General features: G+C 55.9%; 23 protein-coding genes. 11 read left to right on the top strand and 12 right to left on the bottom strand.

Annotated elements, in window-relative coordinates:
• Positions 1 to 528 precede the first annotated feature (528 nt).
• On the bottom strand, positions 529 to 1461 hold the full coding sequence (locus tag ACR0M9_RS18945; protein ID WP_480484624.1) for a phosphotransferase: 933 nt from the start codon (positions 1459 to 1461) through the stop codon (positions 529 to 531).
• Between the two features lie 15 nt (positions 1462 to 1476).
• The gene (locus ACR0M9_RS18940; protein WP_480774351.1) at positions 1477 to 3900 is read right to left on the bottom strand and encodes a GcvT family protein; all 2424 of its coding nucleotides are present in this window, start codon (positions 3898 to 3900) and stop codon (positions 1477 to 1479) included.
• A gap of 146 nt (positions 3901 to 4046) precedes the next feature.
• Here ACR0M9_RS18940 and ACR0M9_RS18935 point away from each other — a divergent pair, with 146 nt between their 5' ends.
• Complete coding sequence (locus ACR0M9_RS18935) at positions 4047 to 4829, top strand: DeoR/GlpR family DNA-binding transcription regulator (RefSeq protein WP_480488793.1); 783 nt, start codon at positions 4047 to 4049, stop codon at positions 4827 to 4829.
• A gap of 453 nt (positions 4830 to 5282) precedes the next feature.
• On the opposite strand, the gene ACR0M9_RS18930 is transcribed toward ACR0M9_RS18935, so the two are convergent.
• The 7 genes from ACR0M9_RS18930 to pobA all read right to left on the bottom strand — a co-directional run bounded on the left by ACR0M9_RS18930 (position 5283) and on the right by pobA (position 11009).
• The gene (locus ACR0M9_RS18930; protein ID WP_480774350.1) at positions 5283 to 6344 is read right to left on the bottom strand and encodes a 3-carboxy-cis,cis-muconate cycloisomerase; all 1062 of its coding nucleotides are present in this window, start codon (positions 6342 to 6344) and stop codon (positions 5283 to 5285) included.
• Between the two features lie 66 nt (positions 6345 to 6410).
• Positions 6411 to 7232, bottom strand: coding sequence for a 3-oxoadipate:acetyl-CoA acetyltransferase (locus ACR0M9_RS18925; RefSeq protein ID WP_480774349.1), 822 nt, complete (start codon positions 7230 to 7232; stop codon positions 6411 to 6413).
• A 48-nt stretch (positions 7233 to 7280) separates the two neighbouring features.
• Entirely contained in the window at positions 7281 to 7898 is a 618-nt protein-coding gene (gene pcaG, locus ACR0M9_RS18920; protein ID WP_480488799.1) for a protocatechuate 3,4-dioxygenase subunit alpha, read from the bottom strand.
• Positions 7899 to 7900: 2 nt separating this feature from the next.
• Complete coding sequence (pcaH, locus tag ACR0M9_RS18915) at positions 7901 to 8629, bottom strand: protocatechuate 3,4-dioxygenase subunit beta (RefSeq protein WP_480560454.1); 729 nt, start codon at positions 8627 to 8629, stop codon at positions 7901 to 7903.
• 52 nt (positions 8630 to 8681) lie between these two features.
• Positions 8682 to 9059, bottom strand: coding sequence for a 4-carboxymuconolactone decarboxylase (gene pcaC / locus ACR0M9_RS18910; protein WP_480488803.1), 378 nt, complete (start codon positions 9057 to 9059; stop codon positions 8682 to 8684).
• Positions 9052 to 9840, bottom strand: a complete 789-nt coding sequence (gene pcaD / locus ACR0M9_RS18905; protein WP_480774348.1) for a 3-oxoadipate enol-lactonase — start codon at positions 9838 to 9840, stop codon at positions 9052 to 9054. Before pcaD ends, pcaC begins: the two co-directional genes overlap by 8 nt.
• A complete protein-coding gene (gene pobA, locus ACR0M9_RS18900) occupies positions 9840 to 11009 on the bottom strand; it encodes a 4-hydroxybenzoate 3-monooxygenase (RefSeq protein WP_480547488.1) in 1170 nt (389 codons plus the stop codon). Before pobA ends, pcaD begins: the two co-directional genes overlap by 1 nt.
• 97 nt (positions 11010 to 11106) lie before the next feature.
• Here pobA and pcaQ point away from each other — a divergent pair, with 97 nt between their 5' ends.
• The 10 genes from pcaQ (at position 11107) to ACR0M9_RS18850 (ending at position 20518) form a co-directional block, all read left to right on the top strand.
• A complete protein-coding gene (gene pcaQ, locus ACR0M9_RS18895; protein ID WP_480774347.1) occupies positions 11107 to 12048 on the top strand; it encodes a pca operon transcription factor PcaQ in 942 nt (313 codons plus the stop codon).
• A gap of 43 nt (positions 12049 to 12091) precedes the next feature.
• Positions 12092 to 12799, top strand: a complete 708-nt coding sequence (locus ACR0M9_RS18890) for a class II aldolase/adducin family protein (RefSeq protein WP_480774346.1) — start codon at positions 12092 to 12094, stop codon at positions 12797 to 12799.
• A complete protein-coding gene (locus tag ACR0M9_RS18885; RefSeq protein ID WP_480774345.1) occupies positions 12796 to 12933 on the top strand; it encodes a hypothetical protein in 138 nt (45 codons plus the stop codon). Before ACR0M9_RS18890 ends, ACR0M9_RS18885 begins: the two co-directional genes overlap by 4 nt.
• A 62-nt stretch (positions 12934 to 12995) precedes the next feature.
• A complete protein-coding gene (locus tag ACR0M9_RS18880) occupies positions 12996 to 14021 on the top strand; it encodes a LacI family DNA-binding transcriptional regulator (RefSeq protein WP_480774344.1) in 1026 nt (341 codons plus the stop codon).
• 93 nt (positions 14022 to 14114) lie between these two features.
• The gene (locus ACR0M9_RS18875; RefSeq protein ID WP_480484636.1) at positions 14115 to 15416 is read left to right on the top strand and encodes an ABC transporter substrate-binding protein; all 1302 of its coding nucleotides are present in this window, start codon (positions 14115 to 14117) and stop codon (positions 15414 to 15416) included.
• Positions 15417 to 15522: 106 nt separating this feature from the next.
• On the top strand, positions 15523 to 16389 hold the full coding sequence (locus tag ACR0M9_RS18870; protein ID WP_480488815.1) for a carbohydrate ABC transporter permease: 867 nt from the start codon (positions 15523 to 15525) through the stop codon (positions 16387 to 16389).
• A gap of 12 nt (positions 16390 to 16401) precedes the next feature.
• The gene (locus ACR0M9_RS18865; protein ID WP_209506825.1) at positions 16402 to 17232 is read left to right on the top strand and encodes a carbohydrate ABC transporter permease; all 831 of its coding nucleotides are present in this window, start codon (positions 16402 to 16404) and stop codon (positions 17230 to 17232) included.
• A gap of 12 nt (positions 17233 to 17244) precedes the next feature.
• The gene (locus ACR0M9_RS18860; RefSeq protein ID WP_480508256.1) at positions 17245 to 18249 is read left to right on the top strand and encodes an ABC transporter ATP-binding protein; all 1005 of its coding nucleotides are present in this window, start codon (positions 17245 to 17247) and stop codon (positions 18247 to 18249) included.
• The gene (locus tag ACR0M9_RS18855; protein ID WP_480774343.1) at positions 18246 to 19019 is read left to right on the top strand and encodes an L-iditol 2-dehydrogenase; all 774 of its coding nucleotides are present in this window, start codon (positions 18246 to 18248) and stop codon (positions 19017 to 19019) included. Before ACR0M9_RS18860 ends, ACR0M9_RS18855 begins: the two co-directional genes overlap by 4 nt.
• Positions 19019 to 20518: a mannitol dehydrogenase family protein gene (locus ACR0M9_RS18850; protein WP_480774342.1), complete on the top strand. Its 1500-nt coding sequence runs from the start codon at positions 19019 to 19021 to the stop codon at positions 20516 to 20518. Before ACR0M9_RS18855 ends, ACR0M9_RS18850 begins: the two co-directional genes overlap by 1 nt.
• A gap of 89 nt (positions 20519 to 20607) precedes the next feature.
• Here ACR0M9_RS18850 and ACR0M9_RS18845 read toward each other — a convergent pair whose 3' ends face one another.
• The 3 genes from ACR0M9_RS18845 to ACR0M9_RS18835 are packed head-to-tail and all read right to left on the bottom strand — an operon-like array spanning position 20608 to position 23862.
• Positions 20608 to 21486, bottom strand: coding sequence for a DMT family transporter (locus tag ACR0M9_RS18845; RefSeq protein WP_480492858.1), 879 nt, complete (start codon positions 21484 to 21486; stop codon positions 20608 to 20610).
• A 3-nt stretch (positions 21487 to 21489) separates the two neighbouring features.
• The gene (gene argE, locus ACR0M9_RS18840) at positions 21490 to 22647 is read right to left on the bottom strand and encodes an acetylornithine deacetylase (RefSeq protein WP_480774341.1); all 1158 of its coding nucleotides are present in this window, start codon (positions 22645 to 22647) and stop codon (positions 21490 to 21492) included.
• 3 nt (positions 22648 to 22650) lie between these two features.
• The gene (locus ACR0M9_RS18835) at positions 22651 to 23862 is read right to left on the bottom strand and encodes a M24 family metallopeptidase (protein WP_480774340.1); all 1212 of its coding nucleotides are present in this window, start codon (positions 23860 to 23862) and stop codon (positions 22651 to 22653) included.
• Positions 23863 to 24025: the final 163 nt, after the last annotated feature.

Below are 24025 nucleotides of genomic sequence, written 5' to 3'. Positions count from 1 at the left end.
ACAATCTCTTCGGGCTTCGGTCGCTTGTTTGCCATTCGTGGTCCTCCGTTTCCTAAACATAGCGGTGGACCAGTTCAGTTGGGGAGGCTCAAGGGACCTTGTTGCAGTCGACTTACTTCACTGCGCGCACAGAAGGAAATCAGTGATTTTGACGCCTTCATTCAAGAATGGGCGTAGAAACGCCCGAGTACCTGTTGTGTTGATATACGTTTCGCCCAAGCGCCAGGAATTCTGCACTTAGCGTTCCTTCAAATGTGCCCCGTGCGAAGACCAACGGTGAATAATCGCAACCCGTGTGTTGAGGTCGCCAAATCAACTCTCGGACCGCATTCAGCTATGATATCTGTTCGATCACGACAGGAAACTGTGCCTCAGGTAGAACAGCACAGCATTTTAACCGCCGTTTTGGGGACGTTGCGGCCCCTCAAAGAGCCTACCGTGAAACCAGTTCGAATCCCATTTGTCCGAACCATTTTTCATTTCCACATGCCAGTCATTCATCAAGAGATTGCAACTTATCCATCTGCACTATTCGTTCGCAACTGCCTGAACATGGGCTGCGAAAGCAGGATTGAACATCAGTGCCTTGCACCTGTCGAAGCGACCCGTAGCATAGGCCCAGAAATCTTCGGCCGGGTTATCATCGGCATGTTGGATCAAGCCCCAGAGTGTCCACAGAAGATCGCACATCGCCTTGTAGATCACCATTCGCCCGAATTGAGCCGCTGTTGGTGCCGCGCCAAAATAGGACGTCAGCATCTCGATTTCCTGCTTCTCGGTCAGCCCGGCTTCGACTGATAAATCGCCGAGGTCCCAAAGAGCATCATTCATCCCGGAATATTCGAAATCCACGATCCACATACGGTCACCGTTGTCGAGAAAGTTCTCGCAAAGCGGATCGCAATGGCTGGGAACCAGCGCGCCCGGCTTGTCTTGCAGCAGCTGTTTGATCGGCGCCGCTTCGGCGACGATTTCAGTATAGCCTTCGGGCAGGGAAATATCCTTTGTTGCCAGGACTTTAAGATATTCATCGATCATCGAAAAAAGTTCGAACCGGAATTCGAAAGGGCGGGGTGACTCGTGTAGTTGCCGCAGGGCATGCCCGGCACGCGCAGCCGCTCCGGTGCGCGTTGCGAAAAGCTCGGGTGTCATGGTGACGATATCGTCGATGCAGTCACTGATCATCACACCGGTATCTGCATCCGCCCAAAGCACAGCGGGACCGATACCAGCTTCGGCTGCGACCTTGGCATTGTGAATCTCAACGCCACGATCGATATAATCCGCGGTGCCGTCTCCGGGGATGCGAACGATCATGGTGTGTCCGCAGGTTTCCACTCTGTAGACCAGGTTGGTCAACCCACCCAGCCGCTTGATTTCGCTGTTTTGTGCTGAGGTGTCTTCAAAGCCTTTCAGGTTGCGAAGTTCACTCAGGACACGGTCAGTGTTTCCGTCAGTCATTTTCTGCCTTCCCCCTCAGGCTTTTAGCCGTTCATTGGCCGGGTCGAACAGAGGCCTGTCCACCCGGCAGATTTGTTTGCGGTCACCGAACAGTTCGAGTTCGAATTCCGTCTGGTCCGTCATCGCCACCGGAAGATAGCCGTAGATGATCGTTTTCCCGACATGGTACCCATAACCACCGCTGCTGGCGCGCGAAACGGTTACGCCATTGTGCAGGATGGTTTCCCCCCCGGTCATCGGCAGTTTTTCTTCGGTCACGAAGGTACAGAGTATCTGTGCCGTGCCATTGGATTTCTGGTCCTCCAGCACATCGCGCCCTATGAAACTTTCCTTCGATTTCAGGTGGACGCGAGAGCCCAGGCCCGCTTCTACAGGTGTATAGTCCGGAGTGATGTCGGTGCTCCAATAAAGATACCCCTTTTCCAGGCGCAGCGAGTCAATGGCCCGGTAGCCGATATCGCGGATGCCATGGGCCTGCCCGACCTTCCAAAGCTGATCATAGACATGAAGTGCAAATTCGGTTGGGATGTGCAGTTCCCAGCCCAACTCGCCGGTATAGCCTATGCGCACCGCACGCACTCTTGCTGCTCCGACTGTAATGTCGCGCGCTGTTGCAAAGGGAAACGCAGCGTTTGAGATATCCTCTTCGGTTACCGCCTGCAGGACGTCGCGCGCTTTTGGTCCGCAGATGTTGATCACGGCCCGGGAAGAGGTAACCTCGATTAAATGTGCTGATCCGTCTTCCGGCAGATGACGTCGGATCCAGTCGGAATCGTGAACCCCGAATCCAGCGCCGGTCACGATATAGAAATGGTCGCGCCCCAGGCGGGTGATGGTGACATCCGCCTCGACGCCGCCTTTGTCGTTACAAAGTTGGGTATAGATTACGCTGCCATCCGGCTTGTCCATGTTTGAGACCGCCAGGTGTTGCAACACATCCAACGCGCCAGAGCCGATCAGCTCGAACTTGGAAAAGCTCGACTGGTCGATCAGAACGACACTTTCGCGGGCAGCGCGGTGTTCTTCGGCCGCGAAGACATGCCAACCGGGATTGAGGAAATCGAGTTGATCCACTGGGGCGACCCCAGCTGGGGCAAACCACAAAGGCCGTTCCCACCCGTTCTTCGATCCATAAACCGCCCCGTGTTCTTTCAATCGGTTATATAGTGGAGACAAGCGCAAATTACGTGCGGTCTCGGCCTCCTGGCCCGGATAGCGCATCTTGTAGTGATGTGCGTAATGTTCGACGGCTCGGGGATACATAAAGGCCTTGGTCGCATGATGTGGGCTGAACCGCCGCACGTCCAATGGCCAAAGATCTAGGCTTGGGCGCCCGTTCAGAATCCATTCGGCGATCATTTCCCCCGCGCCCCCGCCAGCCGCAATGCCGTAGAGGAACCCGGTCGAAAGCATCAGGTTCTTGATCTCAGGGGCCCAGCCCATGACAAAATCACCATCGGCGGAATAGGGGATCGGTCCATTGATGATTTGCCGGATTCCGACCTGGTTCACGACAGGGGTGACGACACCGGCAAGTTCAGCCAGCGGCGCGAAACGGTCAAGATTGTCAGGCAGCAACTGGCGCACAAACTCTCCGGGAATACCCTGTTCTCCAAATGGCAATGTGTCGTCTTCGTAACCTCCGATGACCAGACGCCCGCCAGCATCGGGCTTGTAATAGACCAGACGCTCGGGGTCGCGCAGTGTGGGCAGGCCCTTGACCAATTCCGGCTCTGGCAACGGTTCTGTTACGACATATTGGTGCTCGACAGCGCAGGCTGGCACCACGACGCCCAGTTTTGCCGCCAGTTCACGGCTCCACATGCCCGAGGCCAGCACAACGGTTTCCGCCTCATAGTCGCCGTTGGTTGTCATCACTTTGGTTATGCGACCATTGCGGATTTCGAAATCCTCAACCTTCACCCCCTGCCTGATTTGTGCGCCGTGGTTACGCGCACCGGCTGCAATCGCCAGACACAGGCCAGCGGGGTCGACATGACCGTCCGAGGGAATAAAGGCGGCCCCCTCTAACCCGTCGGCATCGATATAGGGAAACAGGGCCGTCGCTTCGGCTGGTGAGATGATTTCCATCTCCAGGTCAAAACTGCGTGCCATCGTCGCCAGACGTTTTGCCTCCAGTAACCGTTCCTTGGTTGCCGCCAGCCGCAAGCTGCCGACTTTCTTCCAGTCGAATTCCATACCGGTCTCGTCAGCCAGCCGGTCGTAGAGCGCGACTGACCGTTTCAGCATCCGGGTTGTATTGCGGGAAGATCGCAATTGCCCAACCAGCCCGGCGGCATGCCACGTTGCCCCCTCTGTCAGAGATGCCTTTTCCAGAAGGACGACATCCGTCTCACCTGCCTGGGCCAGATGATAAGCGATTGAGCATCCGATGATGCCGCCGCCAATAATAAGGTGTTTTGCAGAATGGGTTGTCATGGCCTCGCCCCTGTCGACAAATTGGGTGCCAGATCACCGTATCGGCCAATATAAATCAACAAAAATTAAACAAGAGTGTTGAAATCTGTTGATTTAAGGGGGTAGCTACAATTTATCCTGTTAAAGTCCAACATCCGAGTGACTGAATGTCAAAATACGAAAAGGACATCCTGAGCGCGGTTAACATGCATGGCCGAATCTCGGTCATGGACCTGGCGCAGAGGCTTAACGTTTCCGATCAGACAATTCGTCGAATTGTAAAGCCGTTGGTGGATGCGGGGCAAATCGACAAGGTTCACGGCGCGTTGATCAGCACCCAAAAGGTTCTGGATCCCCCTTTCATCGCGCGTATGACAACCAACCGCGCAGCGAAAGTCGCCATTGCCAAGTCAATATTGAACCTTGTGCCAGATAACGCGTCCATTGCTATCGATACGGGATCTACGTCGGGTTTTGTGGCCCAAGCCCTCAAGGCGCGCAGAGATCTTACCGTGGTGACGAATTCAGCGTTCATCGCAACAACTTTGGCCATGGGGAACGGCAACCGGGTCTTTATGGCAGGCACACAGCTTCGAAATCATGACGGGGCAGCGTTCGACCGCGCGGCCTTTGACGTTATTGCAAATATGTCGGTGGAGTACTCAATCCTGTCGGCGTCACGTGTGGATCCGAAACAGGGTTTTTTGGTGTTCGAACAATGCGAAGTCGATATTGCGGTCGCAATGAAGGCGATCAGCGAACGATGTTTCATGGCAGTGGACTCGACCAAGTTCCAGGCATCCGAACCCAAACCGGCCTTGCGTCTTCCGGCTCTTTCGGCAAGTGACTTCCTGATAACCGAGCGGAAGCCTGCGCCAAAATTTGAAGGCGTCATAGGTCGGGCAAAGACAGTAATCGCCGCAGATCAGTTTCAAGCTTTTGATGAGTGATTGGCCTTTGGGAACGGACGTTTTTTCCTATTGTTTACCACAAAGCTGTGTGGAGTGGCGGGATTGCGTCGCTTGCATAACGCGTGGGCCGCATCAATATTGTCGGCGACATCTGACATACTCCGGCACTCCAAAATGGCAACTGTCCTGATATCCGCTTCAACGAAATTCCGATATGTTCCGTCCAACGTAGGCTGACTTCCTTGGCCGTGAAATAAGCCAGCGACAGATCGACAGGGCGATCCTCGGCCATCGCCTTGATCGGGAACGCTGCCTGTTCTCGATTGTTCGATGACTTATGGTTGCCCGCACCGACACTGATCCTTCGCTACTGAAGTGGCCCGTCGTTGTGATTGGGAAAACGGAGGAAACACGATGGGAAACAAGTGACAGAACCTGCGACGCCAAGTCAGCGTCGCGCCTGAGTAACGTCGGGCTCAGAGGCCAGTGCAGTCACTCAACCATGCCTATCCGTTCGATCTGTTGCACTAACGTACCACAGCTGATCAGAGCCTGCCCCGTTGTCAGGATCATCTGGGGCAGGATCATCCATTCCAGCGTCCAGGCAACGCCGGAACGTTCCTGCTCATGCACCAGCGCCTGATGCATGCCCGACAGTTGGGTTGCGTTGAAACGAGCAAGTGCGACCAGCAGTTCCGCGCGGACCGGGTTGCGCTTGTGAGGCATCGCCGAAGATCCGCCGCCACCTGCCAGCGAAACCTCGTCCACCCCCTGCTGGGCCATGAGCGACACGTCCTGACCGATCTTTCCCAGCGATCCGGTTATCAATGAAAGCCATGAGGCAAACTCTGCAAGATTGTCCCGGCGGGTATGCCAGTTTGCATCGCAGCTGGCCAGGCCAAGTCCACGGGCCACATGATCTGCGATTACCTGTCCCGATCCGTGCATCGCGGTGCGATCCCCAACGGCACTGCCAAGTTGAAGCACAAGCAATCTGGGCTGCAACTGGGTCAGGCGTTTCTGGTGATCGGCCAATGGCAACCGCCAGTTTCGCAGGCGCGTGGCAACAGAAATCTGCAATGCCGCCTGCATTCGGGTTCGCCCCATCATCACGTGTTCGCCATATGCCTGTTCCAACGCCACAAGCGCATCGATCAGGTCTGAAAGGCGGGCCGAAAACACCTCCAGAATGTCCTTGATTGACAAAACCAGAGCGGTGTCGACAACATCCTGCGACGTCATCCCCTTATGCAGCGCGACGTGGCAATGTTCAGGCAATGCCGCTTTGAGCGACCGCACCAGCGCGGGCACCACAACGCCATCCAATGCCGTCCCGTCGCGCAGCGCCTGCATGTCGGGACGGTGTTGTCGGATAAGTTTTGCCGCGGTTTCCGCCACCTCTGGTGGTACGGTGCCGACCGCCGCCAAAGCCTCTGAATATGCGGCCTCGACGGCCAGCATGTGTCTCAGCTGAGCCTCTGCACCCAGCAACTCTGAGGTCTGTGGGTCCTCAAACAGCCCGCTGAGCCAGGGATGAGTGGAAAGCTGTTCCATCTTATGTGTGGCCTTTGAAATGAAGCGAGCGGATATCAATCGTCATGGCATCATTCCTCCCTGCGCTCAAAGAGCCAAAATCTCGCGGGCCTGTTGCCAGGTGGCGACCGGACGTTCGTGCTTTGCGCATAGCTCGGTCACGCGATTGACCAGCGCAGCGTTCGAAGGCGCTAGTGTATTCCGATCCAGCCGGACATTGTCTTCCAAACCTGTCCGCGTGTGTCCGCCCGCAGCAATGGCCCAATCATTTACCACAATCTGGTTTGGACCGATCCCGGCGGCACACCATTCGGCATCCGGTACGCGATCCTGCATGGACTTCACGTAAAAGTCGAATACGGCCCTGTCGACCGGCATCGCGTTTTTGACACCCATGACAAACTGAACATACAGCTTGCCATAAAGCTTGCCTTCCTTGTGCAATCTGATCGCTTGCAGGATGTGGGACAGGTCAAACGCCTCGATCTCGGGTGTGACTTCGTATTTTCGCATCTCGGCTGACAGCCAGTCCACTAGATCGGGTGGATTTTCATAAACCCGGGTGGGAAAGTTGTTCGATCCAACCGACAGCGACGCCATGTCAGGTGACAGGGGCAGCATTCCGCCCCTTGCCTGACCGGCGCCTGACCGCCCACCGGTAGAGAACTGGATAATCATTCCGGGGCAGTGTTTTTGCAAACCCTCTTTGAGGAGGGCGAATTTCTCGGGGTCGCTGCTGGGCGTCTGATCATCGTTGCGAACATGGGCGTGGACGATGCTGGCCCCGGCCTCGAACGCCTCTTGCGTGCTTTCGACCTGTTCCGCAACCGAGATCGGCACCGCGGGGTTGTTCTTTTTGGTGGGCAGGGAACCGGTGATAGCCACGCAGATAATGCAGGGTTTGGTCATGGTGACTTCCTGAAATGAGTGCCGCCTTGGCAAGGCAGCACCAAGTAATCAGATATCAAAAAAGACGGTCTCATCTTCGCCTTGTATCTTGATATCGAAGCGATAGACAACTTGACCGTCCCGATTGGTGCGTTTGGCCAGCAGCGTTGCGCGGCGGCGTTCCCATTCGATGAGATTAAGGACCGGGTCCTTGCTATTGGCCTCTTCCTCGTCCTCGAAATAGATACGCGTATTCAGGCCGACATTGATGCCCCGGGCAACAACCCAAAGGTTGATATGAGGGGCCTGCTGGCCCACGTTTCGCCCCGGTGTCGGACCGGGTTTGACAGTGTCGAACGCCCATTCGCCGGTTTCAAAGTTGGTAATGACGCGTCCCCAGCCGCGAAAGCCGTCTTCGACATCGCCACCGCCCTCAGGATGGGCATAGACGCCCTTGGCATTTGCTTGCCAAGCTTCAAGCAGAACATCCTTGATGGGAGATCCTGCCCCGTCCACGACCAGTCCTTCGACCCTGATACGCTCACCCTCGGCATTTGGTCCGGCTATGTCCCAGCCCAATTCCTGCCTGTAGATTTCAAATCCGGCAGCCCCGGGTGCCAGACCGATATGGACGTAAGGCCCGGCTGTTTGCGAGGGGGTTTCCTTCAGATAATTCAGCTGTTGCATCTTCAGTTCCCCTCCAAACGGTTTTCAAACAGGGTCGAGCGCCGACCGCGCAAGACCACGTCAAATTTATAGGCGATGGTATCCAGAGGGATCGTTGAATTCATATCGAGCCGCGAAATCAGGCGGCTGATCGCATCGGCATCAGGAATAGTTTTCACGATCGGGCACCTGTCGATCAACGGGTCACCTTCGAAATAGCATTGTGTGATCAGGCGCTGTGCAAAACCTGTTCCGAATATCGACATGTGGATATGGGCGGGACGCCAGCTGTTCACCCAATTGCGCCAGGGGTAGGCACCGGGTTTCACGGTGCGAAAGAAATAATAACCGTTTTCATCTGTCAGGGTGCGGCCGCAACCACCGAAATTGGGATCGATCGGTGCCAGATAGGTATCTTTCTTGTGTCGATAGCGCCCACCCGCATTCGCCTGCCAGATTTCCACCAACGTGTTTGGCACCGGACGTCCGTTTTCATCCAGCACCCTGCCGTGCAGAATGATACGCTCGCCAATCGGGCTTTCGCCGGGTTGCGCATAGTTCGAGATCAGGTCGTTATCCAGAGGGTCAACATCGTTGTGGCCAAAAACCGGGCCGGTGACCTCACTGATCGAGTTTTGCAGCGAGATCAGCGAATATTGCGGTGAACGGGTCACGCTGGTCTTGTAGTCGGGTGTCAGCGCAGGTGGGTGCCACTCGCGGTCACGCTGGTAGAATTCACCTTGTTTCAACATTGTCGGATCACACTTCCTTTTTCTCTGACTGGGGTTTTTGCGCGTTTCCCATTCAGTCCTGTTCCATTTCATCATAGGTCTGTTTTGCCAGTTTGAGGGCCTGATTGGCGCGTGGCACGCCCGCGTAAATTGCGACGTGCTGAAACGCTTCAAGTACATCCTGCTTGCTGGCGCCGGTACGGGCTGTAGCGCGGATGTGCATCGGGATTTCTTCGAAATTGCCCAACGCAGCCAGCAAAGCCAGCGTCAGCATGGATCTCTCACGGTCGCTGATCCCGTCCGAGGCCCAGACGGTGCCCCACGCGCCTTCGGTGATAAGCGTCTGAAATGGACCGTCCAAATCAGACTTGGCGTCTTCGGCGCGATCCACATGGGCATCGCCCAGAATTCTGCGCCGCACTCGCATACCGGACTCGTATTTGTCACTCATTGCGGTTCTCCATCAGGAAGGCGGACAAGTGTTCAGCATAGGTGGCGGGGGCTTCCACACATGGCAGGTGCCCGGTGTTGGGTATTTCGGCATAGCGCGCCCCGGGGATCATAGCACAGGTCTGCCGGACCAGTTCGGGCGGGCAGGCGCGATCATCTGATCCGGCAATGGCCAGAACCGGCAATCGCAGCACCCGGGTCATGGGTTCAAGATCCGCATCTGCAATCGCGTTGCAGCATCCCAGGTACCCAGAAACAGGTGTACGTACCAGCATGTTGCGCCAAAGCAGCACGTTATCGGTTGCCCTGAAACCCGCCGCAAACCAACGGTCCAGAATTGCGTCTGCCACAGGCTCGATGCCGGACGACCGGATCGCGCCCATCCGGTCACGCCACATCTGCGCCGTCCCCATTTTCGTGGCGGTGTTGGACAGAACAAGGGCGCGGATCTGGTCCGGTCTGCGCGAAGCCAGCGCCTGACCGATCATCCCGCCAATCGACAGGCCGACAAACACCGTGTCGCGAACCCCGATATGGTCAAGCAAAGCCTCGGCGTCATCCGCCAGCTCAGCCATGCTGTAAAGCGCCTGAGGGCATTCCGACAGGCCGTGACCACGCAGATCGAACCGGATCAGGCGCAGGCCCTTGGGCAGCAAGGGCACAACCTTGTCCCAAAGGCGCAGGTCAGTTCCCAGCGAGTTGGCAAACACCACAGGCGTGCCATCTGGATCGCCATCCTCACGCCAATGCAGGTGAATGTTATCCAGCGCCGCAATCTGCATCAGTAGGGCAGCCCGACGTAGTTTTGTGCAAACACCGATTGGGCCTCTTTGTTTTCGCACAGGAAATCAATGTCAGCCTTCTGCATTTTCAGGTCAAAGCCGTTCTGTTCCGGAAAACGGTGCAACAGATTGGTCGTGGACCAGCTGAACCGCTCGGCCTTCCAGATCCGGGCCAGCGCTTTTTCGGAATAGCGGTCGATGCCTTCGCTGTCGCGGTCTTCATAGAATTGCAGCAGTGCGTTGTGCAGATAGTGGATGTCGCTTGCCGCCGTGTTAAGCCCCTTGGCCCCTGTGGGGGGCACGATATGCGCGGCATCCCCACACAGGAACAAACGGCCCCAGCGCATTGGTTCGGTCACGAAAGACCGCAGCGCCGCAATTGATTTTTCGACCGATGGCCCGGTAATCAGTGTCTCAGCATATTGCGCGGGGATCCTGCGTTTCAGCTCCTGCCAGAAGGCTTGATCAGTCCAGTCATCGGCACTGTCAGACAGCGAGCATTGAATGTAGTATCGGCTGAGGTTCTCATTGCGCATGGAACAAAGCGCAAAACCGCGTTCCGATCCGGCATATATCAGTTCGTTATGGACCGGGGGTGTTTCGGACAAAACGCCCAGCCAGCCAAACGGATAGACCTTTTCATATTCCCGGCGCACGGTCAGCGGGATGGTTTGACGCGACACCCCATGAAATCCGTCGCAACCGGCGACAAAATCGCAATCAATCCGGTGTCCGGTCCCATCCGCTTGATACGTCACATAGGGTGCATCGCTGTCAGCCCCGTGAATCTGAACATCATCGGCGTTGAAAACGATCTTACCGCCCATTGCCTCGCGCGCATCATACAGGTCACGGGTTACTTCAGTTTGTCCGTAAACAACCACATGACTGCCTGTCAGCTTTTTAAAGTTGATGCCGAATTCGATATCGCCATACGAGATCACTGTGCCGTCATGGACAAAGCATTCCTTGTCCATCCGCTCTGCCACACCGGCTTCGCGCATCAGTTCCACAAAACCGGTTTCCAGAATACCAGCGCGAATGCGGCCCAGAACATATTCCCTGGTTTTGCGCTCTAATACGATGGTGTCTATGCCCTTGCGGTGCAACAACTGGCTGAGCAAAAGACCTGAGGGTCCACCGCCGATGATCGCGACCTGAACGCGCATGTTGGCTCTCCTGATTTCGCGTATCTAATAATTGAACGCCATATCTCGATATGTAAAATGAGTTCTGCTTGGACTTAGTTGCCGGAATTGGAAAGTAATGATAGATCGCCGCATCAAAGTTAGGCATATTCAATGTTTTATTGAGATATGTCGCGAGAAAAGCCTGAAAGTTGCGGCAGAGAAGCTGTTTCTCACGCAACCGGCGATATCCAAGACACTTAAGGAGCTTGAGGATATTCTGGGCACTGTGCTGTTGTCCCGTAACCGGTCCGGTGTTTCTCTGACGCGGCAGGGCGAAGTGTTTCTGCATTTTGCCGAAATGTCACTGGCCGCTTTGCAGCAAGGTTTTTCTGGTGTGGAACAGATCGAGGCGCGGGGCAGGGCCAGCCTTCGGGTCGGGGTGCTGCCTTCGGTTGCGGCCCGTTTGATGCCAGCCGTTGCTACCGAGTTTTCCGAACTTGCGGGCAATGCCCGACTGAGCGTTTTCGACGGTCCACATGGCCATTTGATGGAGCGTCTTCGACTGGGCGACCTAGAGCTTGTTATCGGGCGTTTGGGTCGCCCTGAAACCATGCAGGGCATTTCCTTTACCCAGCTTTACGAGGAGAAGGTCGTCTTTGTCGTGCGCGCGAATCACCCGCTGCTGAAAGCCCCCGATCTCAGGCGGATTACCGAGTGGCAAGTGCTTTACCCGCCTGAAGGATCGGCAATTCGGCCCTTGGTGGATCGCCTCATGATCGCGCACGGGATTGGTGAAATCGAAGATCGTCTGGAAACTGTCTCGGGTGCTTTCGGGCGGGTGTATACCCGGCAGACCGATGCGATCTGGATCATCTCGGCGGGGGTGGTCGCCAATGAAATCAGCGATGGCCACCTTGTGGCGCTGCCGTTTGATACGTCAATCACACGCGGGCCCGTTGGGCTGATGCGTCGGCCTGACCAGGTCCTGTCACCTCAGGCGCAGGTTTTCGGGTTGGCTTTGGACAATGCAATTGCGAGGTTGGGCTTGTCGCCTGATGGTGCGACCTCTGATAACTAAGGCTGGTCCATTCCGCCGGGTGGCGCTAGGACAGGAGCACAAGATGGATGACAAGGAACGCAGAATCCGTGAGGCGATTATCGAGAAATGCCTTTTTCTGAATTCCAGTGGTCTTAGCCAGGGCACATCCGGCAATATCTCGGCCCGATACGAGAACCGGATGCTGATCACACCTTCGGCGACGCCATATGACAAGCTGACCCCCGAGATGATCGTCTCAATGCCATTTGATGGAGAGTTTGGGACCTGGTATGGCCCGCTCAAACCTTCGACCGAATGGCGGTTTCACTTCGACATCCTCAAGACCCGCCCCGATATGGGCGCGGTGGTCCATGCACATCCGATCTATTGCACGGCGCTGGCGATTGCACACAAAGAAATCCCGGCAGCGCATTACATGGTCGCGGCCTTCGGCGGTCCCAATGTTCGCTGCGCACCCTATGCGCGCTTTGGAACGCCCGAGCTGTCGGAGCTGGCGATCGAAGCGCTGCAAGATCGAACCGCCTGTCTGCTTGGAAATCATGGGTCCATTGCCATGGGAGAGGACCTGGACAAGGCCATATGGCGCGCAGTCGAGCTGGAAACCATTGCCCGTCAATATTACCTTTCCCTGACCCTCGGTCCGGTGATCCTGACCGATGAACAGATTTCCGAAACGCTATCCGGTTTCGCTTCTTACGGCGTTCAGGACGACTACAAGGACGTCGCAGCAGGCACTGCGCACGAGCAAAATGCGTCTGAACAGAAGTGAGCGCCAGGATGGACGCGCTGGGGGTCGGTATATTGGGCTCAAGTCCAGAACTTCGCGACGTGATCAGGAGGTTTTCGCCTGTCGGCGTTGGTGTCACGCATCTGGCCATTCGCGCGGATACGGCTGCCTATTGATTTATTGTCGCGCGTAAAGAAAATGTAAGGTCAAAGCAAAAGAGTTCCGCAAGCGGGTAGGTATGGTAAAAATAAGAAATATGGAGGAGTTCGCGGCCCTGAGCGGGATTTCTCGGCCAACGGTTTCCAAATATTTCCACGACCCGGAAAGCGTTCGTTCCTCTACGCGGGCGCGTATCGAAGAAGCATTGGAAAAGTTCGATTACCGTCCAAATATCTATGCGGTGAACCAGAACCGAAAGCTGACCAAGAATATCGGTATCGTTGTTCCCTATCTTGCCGATCCATTTTTTGCCGAGATGGCCAGATACCTCGAGCAGAGCTGTATTGCGGCCGGGTATCGTCCATCTCTTTTCAGCTCGCATGGTGAGCAGGAACTCGAGAACGAAATACTCGACAGCCTGCGGTCGCTCAAGCCGGCCGGAGTACTGTTTGCTCCTTTGGGGCGCGGGTCGGACCGAGCTCACATCGAGAAATTTTGCGCCGAGGTGCCAACAGTTCTGTTTGACAGCAACCTCGAAGGTTTGGGTGCAGCCTTTATAGGGTCGGACAATTTCAGTTTTGTTTCCCAAACCGTGGAATACATGACCCGGACGGGTGAACCTCCGTCTTTCTTTGAAATGCGCACGCCAGCAAACCCAAACGCCAACAAGCGACGCAAGGCATATATTGAGGTTATGGAACGTCTGGGGTTCGAGCCCCATGTCATAAAAATCGATGGTGAAGGCTGGGCGTTTGAAGAGATCGGGCATCAGGGTGCTTTGAGAGTGTTGGAGAAAGGTGCTCTCAGGACGAATTCAGTTTTGTGCAGCAATGACCGTCTTGCAATCGGATTTCTGGCAGCCTGTTATGAGCAGGGGATTCGGGTTGGGCGAAAGGAAGATTGCTCACTCCGTGTCGCATCAAATGACGACCACCCCTTTGCAAAATTTACCTGCCCATCGCTGACAACAGCTGCGCATGATTATGACAACGTGGCTGGGCGCAGTGTGGACACCTTGTTTGAACTCATTGAAAGCGGCGGAAAATTTGACGATCGGACGGAAACTCTGTTTCCTGCGCGGCTTGTCTTGAGAGAATCCGCGTGAATTAAAACTTAACGCGCGTAAAGTTATTATTGACGCCGCGACAATTTATAAACTAGGGTCTCTGTACAGCATCCAAGCTCAGGGAGGACAGGGATGTATTTGAAGAACGCACTTCGTGCGGCGACTGCGTTGACTTTCGTCGCAACGGCAGCAGCCCAAGCGGAAACCATCACGATCGCGACCGTCAACAATGGCGACATGATCCGGATGCAGGGCTACACAGACGATTTCTCTAAAGCGACCGGCATCGATGTCGAGTGGGTGACGCTTGAAGAAAACGTACTGCGTCAGCGCGTGACCACCGACATCACGACCAAGGGCGGTCAGTTCGATATCATGACCATCGGCATGTACGAAACTCCGATCTGGGGCGCGAACGGCTGGCTGGTACCGCTGGACGGTTTGTCCGATGAATATGATGTTGGTGATCTGCTGCCTGCGATGGCAGGCGGGTTGAGCCATGATGGCACGCTTTACGCTGCGCCGTTTTATGGCGAAAGCTCGATGATCATGTACCGCACCGACCTGATGGAAAAGGCCGGTCTGGAAATGCCCGAAGCACCTACATGGCAATTCATCCGTGAAGCCGCGGCTGCCATGACCGATCGTGACAACGACATCAACGGCATCTGCCTGCGTGGTAAGGCAGGTTGGGGTGAAGGTGGTGCGTTCATTACGGCCATGTCCAACTCGTTTGGTGCACGTTGGTTTGACGAAGACTGGAAGCCGCAATTCGACCAGCCCGAATGGGCGGAAACGCTGAATTTCTACGTTGGAATGATGTCGGAATCCGGACCGGCCGGATATGCCACCAACGGCTTCAATGAAAACCTGTCGCTGTTCCAGCAGGGCAAGTGCGGCATGTGGATCGATGCGACAGTTGCAGCCTCTTTCGTGACCAACCCCAACGACTCGACAGTGGCGGATCACGTTGGCTTTGCTCTTGCGCCAGACACCGGTTTGGGCAAGCGGTCCAACTGGCTCTGGGCCTGGGCGCTGGCCATTCCAGCGGGCACACAAAAACAGGATGCAGCCAAACAATTCATCGAGTGGGCCACGTCCAAGGACTATATTGAACTGGTTGCCGCAGCCGAAGGTTGGGCGAACGTGCCGCCGGGTGCGCGCAAATCGCTGTACGAAAACCCTAACTATCAGGAAGTTCCATTCGCTCAGATGACGTTGAACTCGATCCTGTCTGCCGATCCAAGCAACCCGACAGTGAAGCCGGTGCCTTATGTTGGCGTTCAGTTTGCGGCAATTCCGGAATTTGCGGGTATCGCCACGCAAGTCAGCCAGGAGTTCTCGGCCGTCTATGCCGGACAGCAAACGGTGGATGAGGCGCTTGCCAAAGCGCAGGCCTTCACAGCAGAAGAGATGGAAGCCGCAGGATACTGAGGCAACCTTCCCAGCGGGGGGCAGACCTTCTGTCCCCTGCTCCCACTTCCACAATTCGTGTTTTTCTCGCAGGCTGCCTTACGCCTGAACAGAGAGGTCTTGCACAATGGCAACTCAACATTCCAGATCAGTTGCACGCCTGATGATGGCACCCGCAGTGGTGCTGCTGCTTGGCTGGATGCTCGTGCCGCTGACGATGACCCTGTATTTTTCCTTCAAGAAATACCTTCCCTTGCGGGGCGGTGATCTCGGATGGGTGGGTTTCGACAACTATATCCGGTTTGTTTCGTCCAGTTCGTTCTGGCCCGCCGTACAGGCAACGCTTGTCATTGTTATTGGCGTGTTGGCGATTACGGTCTTACTGGGCATCCTGCTCGCCATGCTTCTGGATCAACCGATGTGGGGCCAGGGGGTGGTGCGCATCCTCGTTATTGCACCATTCTTTGTTATGCCGACTGTGTCAGCTCTGGTCTGGAAAAACATGTTCATGGACCCGGTCAACGGGTTGTTGGCCCATCTGTGGCGCTTTTTCGGGGCTGAACCGGTCTCGTGGTTGTCCGAAGCTTCAATGACTTCGATTATCATGATCGTGTCGTGGCAATGGTTGCCATTTGCGACACTGATCCTTTTGACCGCAATCCAGTCGCTGGACAGTGAGCAACTGGAAGCCGCTGAAATGGATGGCGCACCGCCGCTCAAGCGGTTCTACCACATCATTCTGCCGCACCTGAGCCGTGCAATCACAATCGTAATCCTGATCCAGACAATCTTTCTGCTTTCGATCTTTGCCGAGATTTTCGTCACCACCGGTGGCGCGTTCGGCACCCGTACACTCACCTACCTGATCTTCCAGCGCGTTTTGGAAAGCCAGAATGTCGGTCTCGGATCAGCCGGAGGTGTCTATGCGATCATTCTCGCCAATATCGTTGCGGTCTTCCTGATGCGCATCGTCGGCAAGAACCTAGACGCGTGAAGAGGTAAAACCATGGCCCGCACCGTTACAATCCAACGCAAGTCGCTGAACACTGCCCTGGCCTGGGCCGTAGGTCTGCTGATCTTTTTCCCGATCCTCTGGACCATCCTGACCAGCTTCAAAACCGAAGCACAGGCCATCGCAAGCCCGCCACTGTTCCTGAACTTCGACTGGACGCTCGAGAACTATGCTGTCGTGCAGGAACGCTCGAACTACATGCGTTTCCTTTGGAACTCGGTCATCATCGCAGGCGGGTCAACCCTGTTGGGTGTGATCATTGCCGTACCGGCAGCATGGGCAATGGCGTTTGTTCCTTCGAAACGTACAAAGGACATTCTGCTTTGGATGCTCTCTACCAAGATGTTGCCGGCAGTCGGTGTCCTTTACCCGATCTACCTGCTGTTCATCCGTCTGGGGCTGCTTGATACACGAGGTGGACTGGTTGTCGTGTTGATGCTGATCAACTTGCCGATCATCGTCTGGATGCTCTACACCTACTTTCGCGAAATTCCCGGTGAAATTCTTGAAGCTGCGCGGATGGACGGGGCAACGCTGAAAGAGGAAATCCTGCACATCCTGACACCCATGGCTGTACCGGGCATCGCTTCGACTGTTTTGCTGAACTTCATTCTTGCCTGGAACGAGGCATTCTGGACCCTCAACCTGACAGCCGTTGACGCGGCCCCGCTGACCGCATTTATCGCCAGCTATTCCAGCCCCGAGGGCCTGTTCTTTGCCAAGCTCAGCGCGGCTTCGACAATGGCCATTGCACCGATCCTGATCCTTGGCTGGTTTAGCCAGAAACAACTTGTCCGCGGCCTGACTTTTGGCGCTGTGAAATAAGGAAAACTTCTCATGGGACGTATTCAACTCAAGTCCGTGACCAAAAGCTTTGGCGACGTGCAGGTTATCCCGCCACTGGATCTGACCATCGAAGACGGAGAGTTCACGGTGTTCGTCGGGCCATCGGGTTGCGGTAAGTCCACTTTGCTGCGCCTGATTGCGGGGTTGGAGGACATCACCTCTGGCTCCATCGACATTGATGGGGCCGATGCAACAAACGTACCACCTGCAAAACGCGGTCTGGCGATGGTTTTCCAGTCTTATGCCTTGTACCCGCACATGTCCGTTCGCAAGAACATCGCCTTTCCCTTGCGGATGGCAAAACTGGATCAGGCCGAAATCGACAAACGTGTGGAAGGGGCCGCGCAGGTTCTGAACCTGACCGACTATCTGGATCGCCGCCCCGGCCAACTGTCTGGTGGCCAGCGCCAGCGTGTGGCCATCGGGCGTGCCATTGTCCGCGAACCCGCAGCGTTTCTGTTCGATGAGCCGCTGTCCAACCTGGACGCCGCGCTGCGCGTTGGCATGCGTTTGGAGATCAGCGAGTTGCACGAGCGGTTGGCGACAACCATGATCTATGTGACCCATGATCAGGTCGAAGCGATGACGATGGCCGACAAGATCGTCGTGCTTCAGGCTGGTGTGATCGAGCAGGTCGGAAGCCCGCTGGACCTATATCGAACGCCGCGAAACCTTTTTGTCGCCGGGTTCATCGGTTCGCCCAAGATGAACTTTATCGAAGGCGAAGAGGCTGCAAAACACGGCGCACATACAATCGGTATCCGCCCCGAACATATTGCTGTGTCCGAGAACGAAGGAACCTGGAGCGGTGTCGTCGGCGTGTCCGAACATCTTGGATCAGATACGTTTTTCCACATACATGAAACCGGTCTGGCGGAAACAATCACGGTGCGCGCGGACGGAGAGGTTGGATTTAGGCATGGCGACCGTATCTACCTGACGCCACGTGCCGACGTGCTTCATCGTTTTGACGCCCAAGGGCTGCGGATCGAATGAAGCGACTGGACGGAAAAACCGCGCTCATTACCGGGGCTGCGCGCGGAATCGGGCTGGCCTTTGCAAAAGCTTACGTCGCCGAAGGTGCGCGTGTGGCCATTGCCGACATTGATATCACGCGGGCGCAAGCCGCAGCCTCGGAAATAGGTGACGCAGCAATGGCGGTCGAAATGAATGTCGCTGATCAGGACAGCGTCGACAATGCTGTTGCGCGCACAGTGGATCAGTTCGGCCAGATTGACATTCTGATCAACAATGCCGCCGTTTTTTCAGCGGCACCCATCACCGAAATCGACCGCGCCGATTACCAACGCGTCTTCGATATCAATGTCTCGGGCACCCTGTTTACATTGCAGGCTGTTGCGCGACACATGATCGACGCCAATGTCAAAGGCCGGATCATCAATCTGGCCTCACAGGCTGGTCGGCGTGGCGAATCTCTGGTCGCCGTTTACTGCGCCAGCAAGGCTGCCGTAATCTCTTTGACGCAGTCAGCGGGACTCAATCTGATCGCTCACGGGATAAATGTGAATGCGATCGCACCTGGTGTTGTGGATGGAGAACATTGGGATGGCGTCGATGCCTTCTTTGCGAAGTATGAAAATAAACAACCGGGACAGAAGAAGCGCGAAGTTGCATCAGCGGTACCGTTCGGCCGTATGGGACGTGCCGAGGATTTGACCGGGATGGCTGTGTTTCTGGCGTCTGATGAAGCGGAATACATCGTGGCCCAGACTTACAATGTCGATGGCGGAAACTGGATGAGCTGATGACCCCTTTGGCGGACATAACACCGGTAGAGCTGCGCCTCGACCACCTTGGGGCGCTTCCGGCAGATATCAAGAAACCCGGATACCGGCGAGAAGATATGGCACCTGGGATTGTTCATATCGGACTTGGGAATTTTCACCGTGCGCATCAGGCGTGGTACATCCACAGGCTTATGCAAAAAGGGTTGGCCCAGGACTGGGCGATCATCGGGGCCGGCGTTCGGGCCTATGACGCGGACATGCGCGAAAAGCTGATCCGGCAGGACTGTCTGACAACTTTGATCGAGCTTGACCCGTCCGGTGTTTCGGCCGAAGTCATCGGCCCGTTGATCGACTATCTGCCCATTGAACCCCAAAATGCGCCTCTGATCAGGAAAATGTCCGATCCCGCCATCCGGATCGTGTCCCTTACCGTTACGGAAGGTGGCTATTTTCTGGATGCCAAGTCGGGTGTTTTCGACGTGGACCACGATGACATTCGACACGACGTGCAAAACCCGCAACAGCCTCGCACGGTCTTTGGTGCCATAGTGGCAGCACTTGGCAATCGCCGTGCCGCCGGGCATCTGCCCTTTACGGCATTAAGCTGTGACAACCTTCAGGGCAACGGAACCATCCTGCGCAATTGCGTTGTTGAACTGGCACGCCTTACGGACCCTGATCTTGCGGATTGGATCGATCAGAACGGGGCGTTCCCGAATTCGATGGTGGATTGCATTGTTCCCGCAACCACTGATCATGTCCGAACCCAGACCCGCGCCCTGGGAATTGAAGACTGCGTTCCGGTGTCACACGAGAATTTCCGCCAATGGGTGATTGAAGACGATTTCTGTGCCGGGCGGCCGATGTTGGAGAATGTCGGCGTTACGATCACCAAAGACGTACACGCATATGAAACCCTGAAACTACGTATTCTGAACGGCGGGCACCAGATTCTGGCGAATGTGGGTGAGGTTCTGAACATCCCCACAATCGCGGACTGCATGAACGACCGGGAAATTTCGGCATTCTTCCTGAAAGTACAGACCGAAGAAATTCTTCCTCATGCCATTGCAGTTCCCGGGATGACACCGGAACAGTATCTGGATCTGGTCAATCGCAGGTTTTCGAACACGGCTATTCACGACACCACGCGGCGCGTGGCCTTTGATGGGTCTGCACGACACCCCGGATTCTTGCTCCCGTCGCTTCGCGATGCACTGGCCTCGGGTACATCTGTTACTGGGTTGGCGCTGGTTGAAGCTTTCTGGTGCCGGATGTGCGCCGGTCTGCGTGAGGATGGATCAGAGATTGCGCCCAATGATCCCATCTGGAGCGATTTGCAGAGTGCGGCCCTTGCCGCCAGGGAACAGCCCGAAAAGTGGCTTGAGGCAGCAAACCTGTACGGAAGTACTGGCCGTGAAGCTCAGTTCGCAGAAGCCTTCATACGCTGGTTGCCGCGGATCTGGCAGCACGGAAGCCGGACGACGATCAAAAGCTATCTGAATGCGCTTTCCTGACGGATGTGATCTCGGTTCAGGTGGTTTCCATTATTGAACTGGTCGCAGGCTTTGAATTTCCGGTGTCCGATCGAAAACTGCCATAGGCGTCAATCTTTGGATTTCCGCACGATATATACGCCTGCGAGGCAGAGAGCGAAACCAAAGGCGATGCGCCAGGTGACCGGCTCGCCCAGGATCATCCAGGCCAGTGCAATTGCCAAAGGGGTGACAAGGTAAAGCAATGTGGACACGCGGGTCGCGTCGCCGCGCTGAACAAGTGCGACATAGAGGCTGATCGAGATCAGGGAATTGGCGATGACCAGATACGCAAGGGAAAGGATCAGGTTTGGATGCCAGGTGACTTCCATCGTTTCGGTCGCCATTGCGATGGGAAGCAGCACGGCAAATCCGATCACATATTGAACAGCACCACCCAACACTGGGTCGCTGCGCCGCCCGTGACGTTTTTCCAGCAAAGTGGCGGCGGTCAGGCCGACCAATGCACTAACCGCAAGCAGCCCGGCGGAAAGAGGCACTGCGCTAGTCTTGTCAAAGACGCTGATTGCAACCCCCGCAAAACCCAGCGCCAGGCCAACCCACATCACGGGCCGTCCACGCGCTTCTCCGACCAACGGAGAGAAGGCGGCGACAAGTGCAGGTTGCAAGGCCATCACGATGGCAGTGGTGCCGGCACCCAACCCCTGTTTCATCGCCTGATAGGCCAGACCGAAGTAAACACATTGAATAAGAAACCCACTTGCCGCCATCGCGGCCCAGTGCGCCGGATCACGCGGCAGGGCAGGGCGGAACACCGCCAGCAGCGGCAGAAGACACAGAACAGCCAGACCATAACGGATCGCAAGCATGGTCATCGGTTCCACATAGGGCAGCCCCAGCTTGGCAAAGCTGTAGCCACCCGCCCAGAACAGCACGAACAGAACCGGTGCACCCAACCAGAATATCGATACCGCGCGGGCCGAGGTCATCATCTATTCCAGCTTCGAAGATAATCGCCCAAGCATATCAAGGCATTGGGCCATTTGGTCGACCGAGACGTATTCATCGGGTTTATGCGCTTGATCGATTGATCCGGGGCCGCAGACAACGACGCTCATCCCCAACTGCTGGAATATCCCGGCCTCGGTGCCGAAAGGTACAACGTCGGCGCCATTTGCCCCTGTCAGTTCCATCACAAGGTCACGCGCTTCGTTGTCGTCCATTGGCTCCAGCCCGTCGACCTCACCGATTACTTCGGTCTTGATACCGGCATCGGGATGAACAGTCTGCATTGCCGGGATCAGGGTTTGCGCGCAAAACCGGTGCAGTTCGTCTTTGACGTAATCCGCATCCGCCTTTTGCACTGGTCGCATCTCCCAATCGACCCGCGCCTTACCGGGGATCACATTATGGGCCACCCCGCCCACCAGCGAACCGGTATTTATTGTTGTCCATGGCGGGTCGAACGGGCTGTTTTCCGGTGCTCGCCCTTGCAAATCAGCCTTCAGCGCCAGCAGTTTCGACACGTATTGCACTGCGTATTCGACAGCGTTAACGCCGCGCTCGGGGGCCGAGCCATGGCCTTCGAACCCGGTAAAATGCGCTGTATATTCATAGCAGCCCTTGTGGCCTTCGATGATGCGCATCGAGGTGGGCTCGCCGATGATGACCACAGCGGGTTTGATCGCTTTCTCCCGCAGGGTTTTGGCCAAAGCCTGCGCGCCAAAACAGCCGATTTCTTCATCATAGGTAAAGGCAAAATGCACCGGGCGTTGAAGGGCCAGCTTTGCGTAGTACGGGGCCATGACGACTGCCGCCGCGATAAACCCTTTCATATCGCAGGTTCCGCGCCCAAACCACTTGCCGTCCCGCTCATCCATCACGAACGGGTCCGAGGACCAGTCCTGATCGGCGACAGGCACTACATCGGAATGGCCTGACAGAACGACACCACCGTCGCGCTTGGGGCCCAACGTGGCAAAAAGATTGGCTTTGGTGCCGGTTTCGTCATGCCATATTCCCACCGCTGCACCGCAATCGCTCAACCGGTCCGCGAGGTGCTTGATCATGTCCAGGTTGCTGTCTGACGAAACCGTAGGGAAGCTGATCAGTTCGCCCAGCAGGGTCTTGGCGTCTTCGAGGATGCTCAAGGCTTAGTCTTTCACAAAGAGCTTTCGCTCGATATTGCACAGGGCTTCGGCGGGGCCGTTTTCAGTAATAAGAATGGTTTCCGTGGTCTCAAGCCCCCAGCTGTCCATCCACAGCGCAGGCATGAAATGGAAAACCATGCCCGGTTGCAGAATGGTCTCGTCTTCGGCACGGATCGACGCTGTCCGTTCGCCCCAATCTGGCGGATAGCTCAGGCCAATAGGGTATCCCATGCGCCCCTCCCGTTCGAGTCCGTGACGGGCAAGAACCTTATGAAAAGCGTTTGCAATGTCGCTGGTTCGATTGCCAGCCCGTGCAGCCTCTAAACCCGCCGCTATCCCTTCGATCTGCGCGCGTTCCGCGTCCCGCATTTCTGGCGGCGGAGTGCCAAGAAATACTGTGCGGCAAAGCGGAGCGTGATAGCGCCGATAGCAGCCGGACAGTTCGAAAAATGTTGCTTCACCCTTCTTCATCGGTGCGCCATTCCATGTCAGGTGCGCGGCAGTGGCATCCAGCCCTGAGGGTGTCAAAGGGACAATGGCCGGGTAATCCCCCCAATCATCCTCAATCCCGGTAATCCCGGCATGATAGATATCTGCGACAAGGTCGTTCTTGCGCACGCCCACCGCGGCGCGATCAATGGCCGTTTGGATTACTTTTTCGGAAATCCGGGCCGCCTTGCGAATAAAGACAAGTTCTTCTTCCGACTTGATCAAACGCTGCCAGTTCACAAGTGCCGTCGCATCCACCAGCGTCGCTTCGGGCAATTCCTTGCCCAAAACCTCGTGTGCCTTTGCGGAATAGTAATAGTTCTCCATCTCAACGCCGATGCGGGCGGTGCTCAGCCCGAGCGCGCGAATGTGGCCAGCCAGATCCTGCATTGGATGGCGTATGGTTGATTGAACGTAGTGGTCTGCATAGCCGCGAATGTTGTCCTTGGACATCCAGCATGTGCGCAACCCACCCAATGCATCCATCTGGCGTCCCCACCAAATCGGCTCACCTTCCATGCCGAGCAATACGCCCTGATGCACGTAAAAGGACCAACCATCATAGCCAGTCAGCCAAGCCTGGTTCGAAGGGTCGGTGACAAACAGTAGCTCTAGCCCCGCTTTTTCCATAGCGCTTCGGGTCTTGGCGATCCTGCGGTCATATTCCGCTTGGCTGAAGGGGGCGTGTTCAATCGGCATGGCATCCTCGGAGGCTGGATATGACATGTACTTGAGCGCAATCTTTCCAATTTGTACACAAATGAACTTGTAAGCGATACCTGAACCGAAACCCCTATTAGAAGTTAATGGGTTATCTAACGAGGAGATCATGGTACGGGTACAGGGTATTCGCCCTCAGCATCGAAGGACGCAGTAGAATAGAGCGCTG

This window comes from Ruegeria sp. CH2 (genome assembly GCF_056537065.1).
This window is presented reverse-complemented; position numbering and strand designations above follow the sequence as displayed.

Excerpts from the sequence above, each read along its gene's own strand:
- ACR0M9_RS18945 (WP_480484624.1), bottom strand. The coding sequence starts at position 1,461 with ATGACTGACGGAAACACTGACCGTGTCCTGAGTGAACTTCGCAACCTG.
- ACR0M9_RS18940 (WP_480774351.1), bottom strand. The coding sequence starts at position 3,900 with ATGACAACCCATTCTGCAAAACACCTTATTATTGGCGGCGGCATCATC.
- ACR0M9_RS18935 (WP_480488793.1), top strand. The coding sequence starts at position 4,047 with ATGTCAAAATACGAAAAGGACATCCTGAGCGCGGTTAACATGCATGGC.
- ACR0M9_RS18930 (WP_480774350.1), bottom strand. The coding sequence starts at position 6,344 with ATGGAACAGCTTTCCACTCATCCCTGGCTCAGCGGGCTGTTTGAGGAC.
- ACR0M9_RS18925 (WP_480774349.1), bottom strand. The coding sequence starts at position 7,232 with ATGACCAAACCCTGCATTATCTGCGTGGCTATCACCGGTTCCCTGCCC.
- pcaG (WP_480488799.1), bottom strand. The coding sequence starts at position 7,898 with ATGCAACAGCTGAATTATCTGAAGGAAACCCCCTCGCAAACAGCCGGG.
- pcaH (WP_480560454.1), bottom strand. The coding sequence starts at position 8,629 with ATGTTGAAACAAGGTGAATTCTACCAGCGTGACCGCGAGTGGCACCCA.
- pcaC (WP_480488803.1), bottom strand. The coding sequence starts at position 9,059 with ATGAGTGACAAATACGAGTCCGGTATGCGAGTGCGGCGCAGAATTCTG.
- pcaD (WP_480774348.1), bottom strand. The coding sequence starts at position 9,840 with ATGCAGATTGCGGCGCTGGATAACATTCACCTGCATTGGCGTGAGGAT.
- pobA (WP_480547488.1), bottom strand. The coding sequence starts at position 11,009 with ATGCGCGTTCAGGTCGCGATCATCGGCGGTGGACCCTCAGGTCTTTTG.
- pcaQ (WP_480774347.1), top strand. The coding sequence starts at position 11,107 with ATGATAGATCGCCGCATCAAAGTTAGGCATATTCAATGTTTTATTGAG.
- ACR0M9_RS18890 (WP_480774346.1), top strand. The coding sequence starts at position 12,092 with ATGGATGACAAGGAACGCAGAATCCGTGAGGCGATTATCGAGAAATGC.
- ACR0M9_RS18880 (WP_480774344.1), top strand. The coding sequence starts at position 12,996 with ATGGTAAAAATAAGAAATATGGAGGAGTTCGCGGCCCTGAGCGGGATT.
- ACR0M9_RS18875 (WP_480484636.1), top strand. The coding sequence starts at position 14,115 with ATGTATTTGAAGAACGCACTTCGTGCGGCGACTGCGTTGACTTTCGTC.
- ACR0M9_RS18870 (WP_480488815.1), top strand. The coding sequence starts at position 15,523 with ATGGCAACTCAACATTCCAGATCAGTTGCACGCCTGATGATGGCACCC.
- ACR0M9_RS18865 (WP_209506825.1), top strand. The coding sequence starts at position 16,402 with ATGGCCCGCACCGTTACAATCCAACGCAAGTCGCTGAACACTGCCCTG.
- ACR0M9_RS18860 (WP_480508256.1), top strand. The coding sequence starts at position 17,245 with ATGGGACGTATTCAACTCAAGTCCGTGACCAAAAGCTTTGGCGACGTG.
- ACR0M9_RS18855 (WP_480774343.1), top strand. The coding sequence starts at position 18,246 with ATGAAGCGACTGGACGGAAAAACCGCGCTCATTACCGGGGCTGCGCGC.
- ACR0M9_RS18850 (WP_480774342.1), top strand. The coding sequence starts at position 19,019 with ATGACCCCTTTGGCGGACATAACACCGGTAGAGCTGCGCCTCGACCAC.
- ACR0M9_RS18845 (WP_480492858.1), bottom strand. The coding sequence starts at position 21,486 with ATGACCTCGGCCCGCGCGGTATCGATATTCTGGTTGGGTGCACCGGTT.
- ACR0M9_RS18835 (WP_480774340.1), bottom strand. The coding sequence starts at position 23,862 with ATGTCATATCCAGCCTCCGAGGATGCCATGCCGATTGAACACGCCCCC.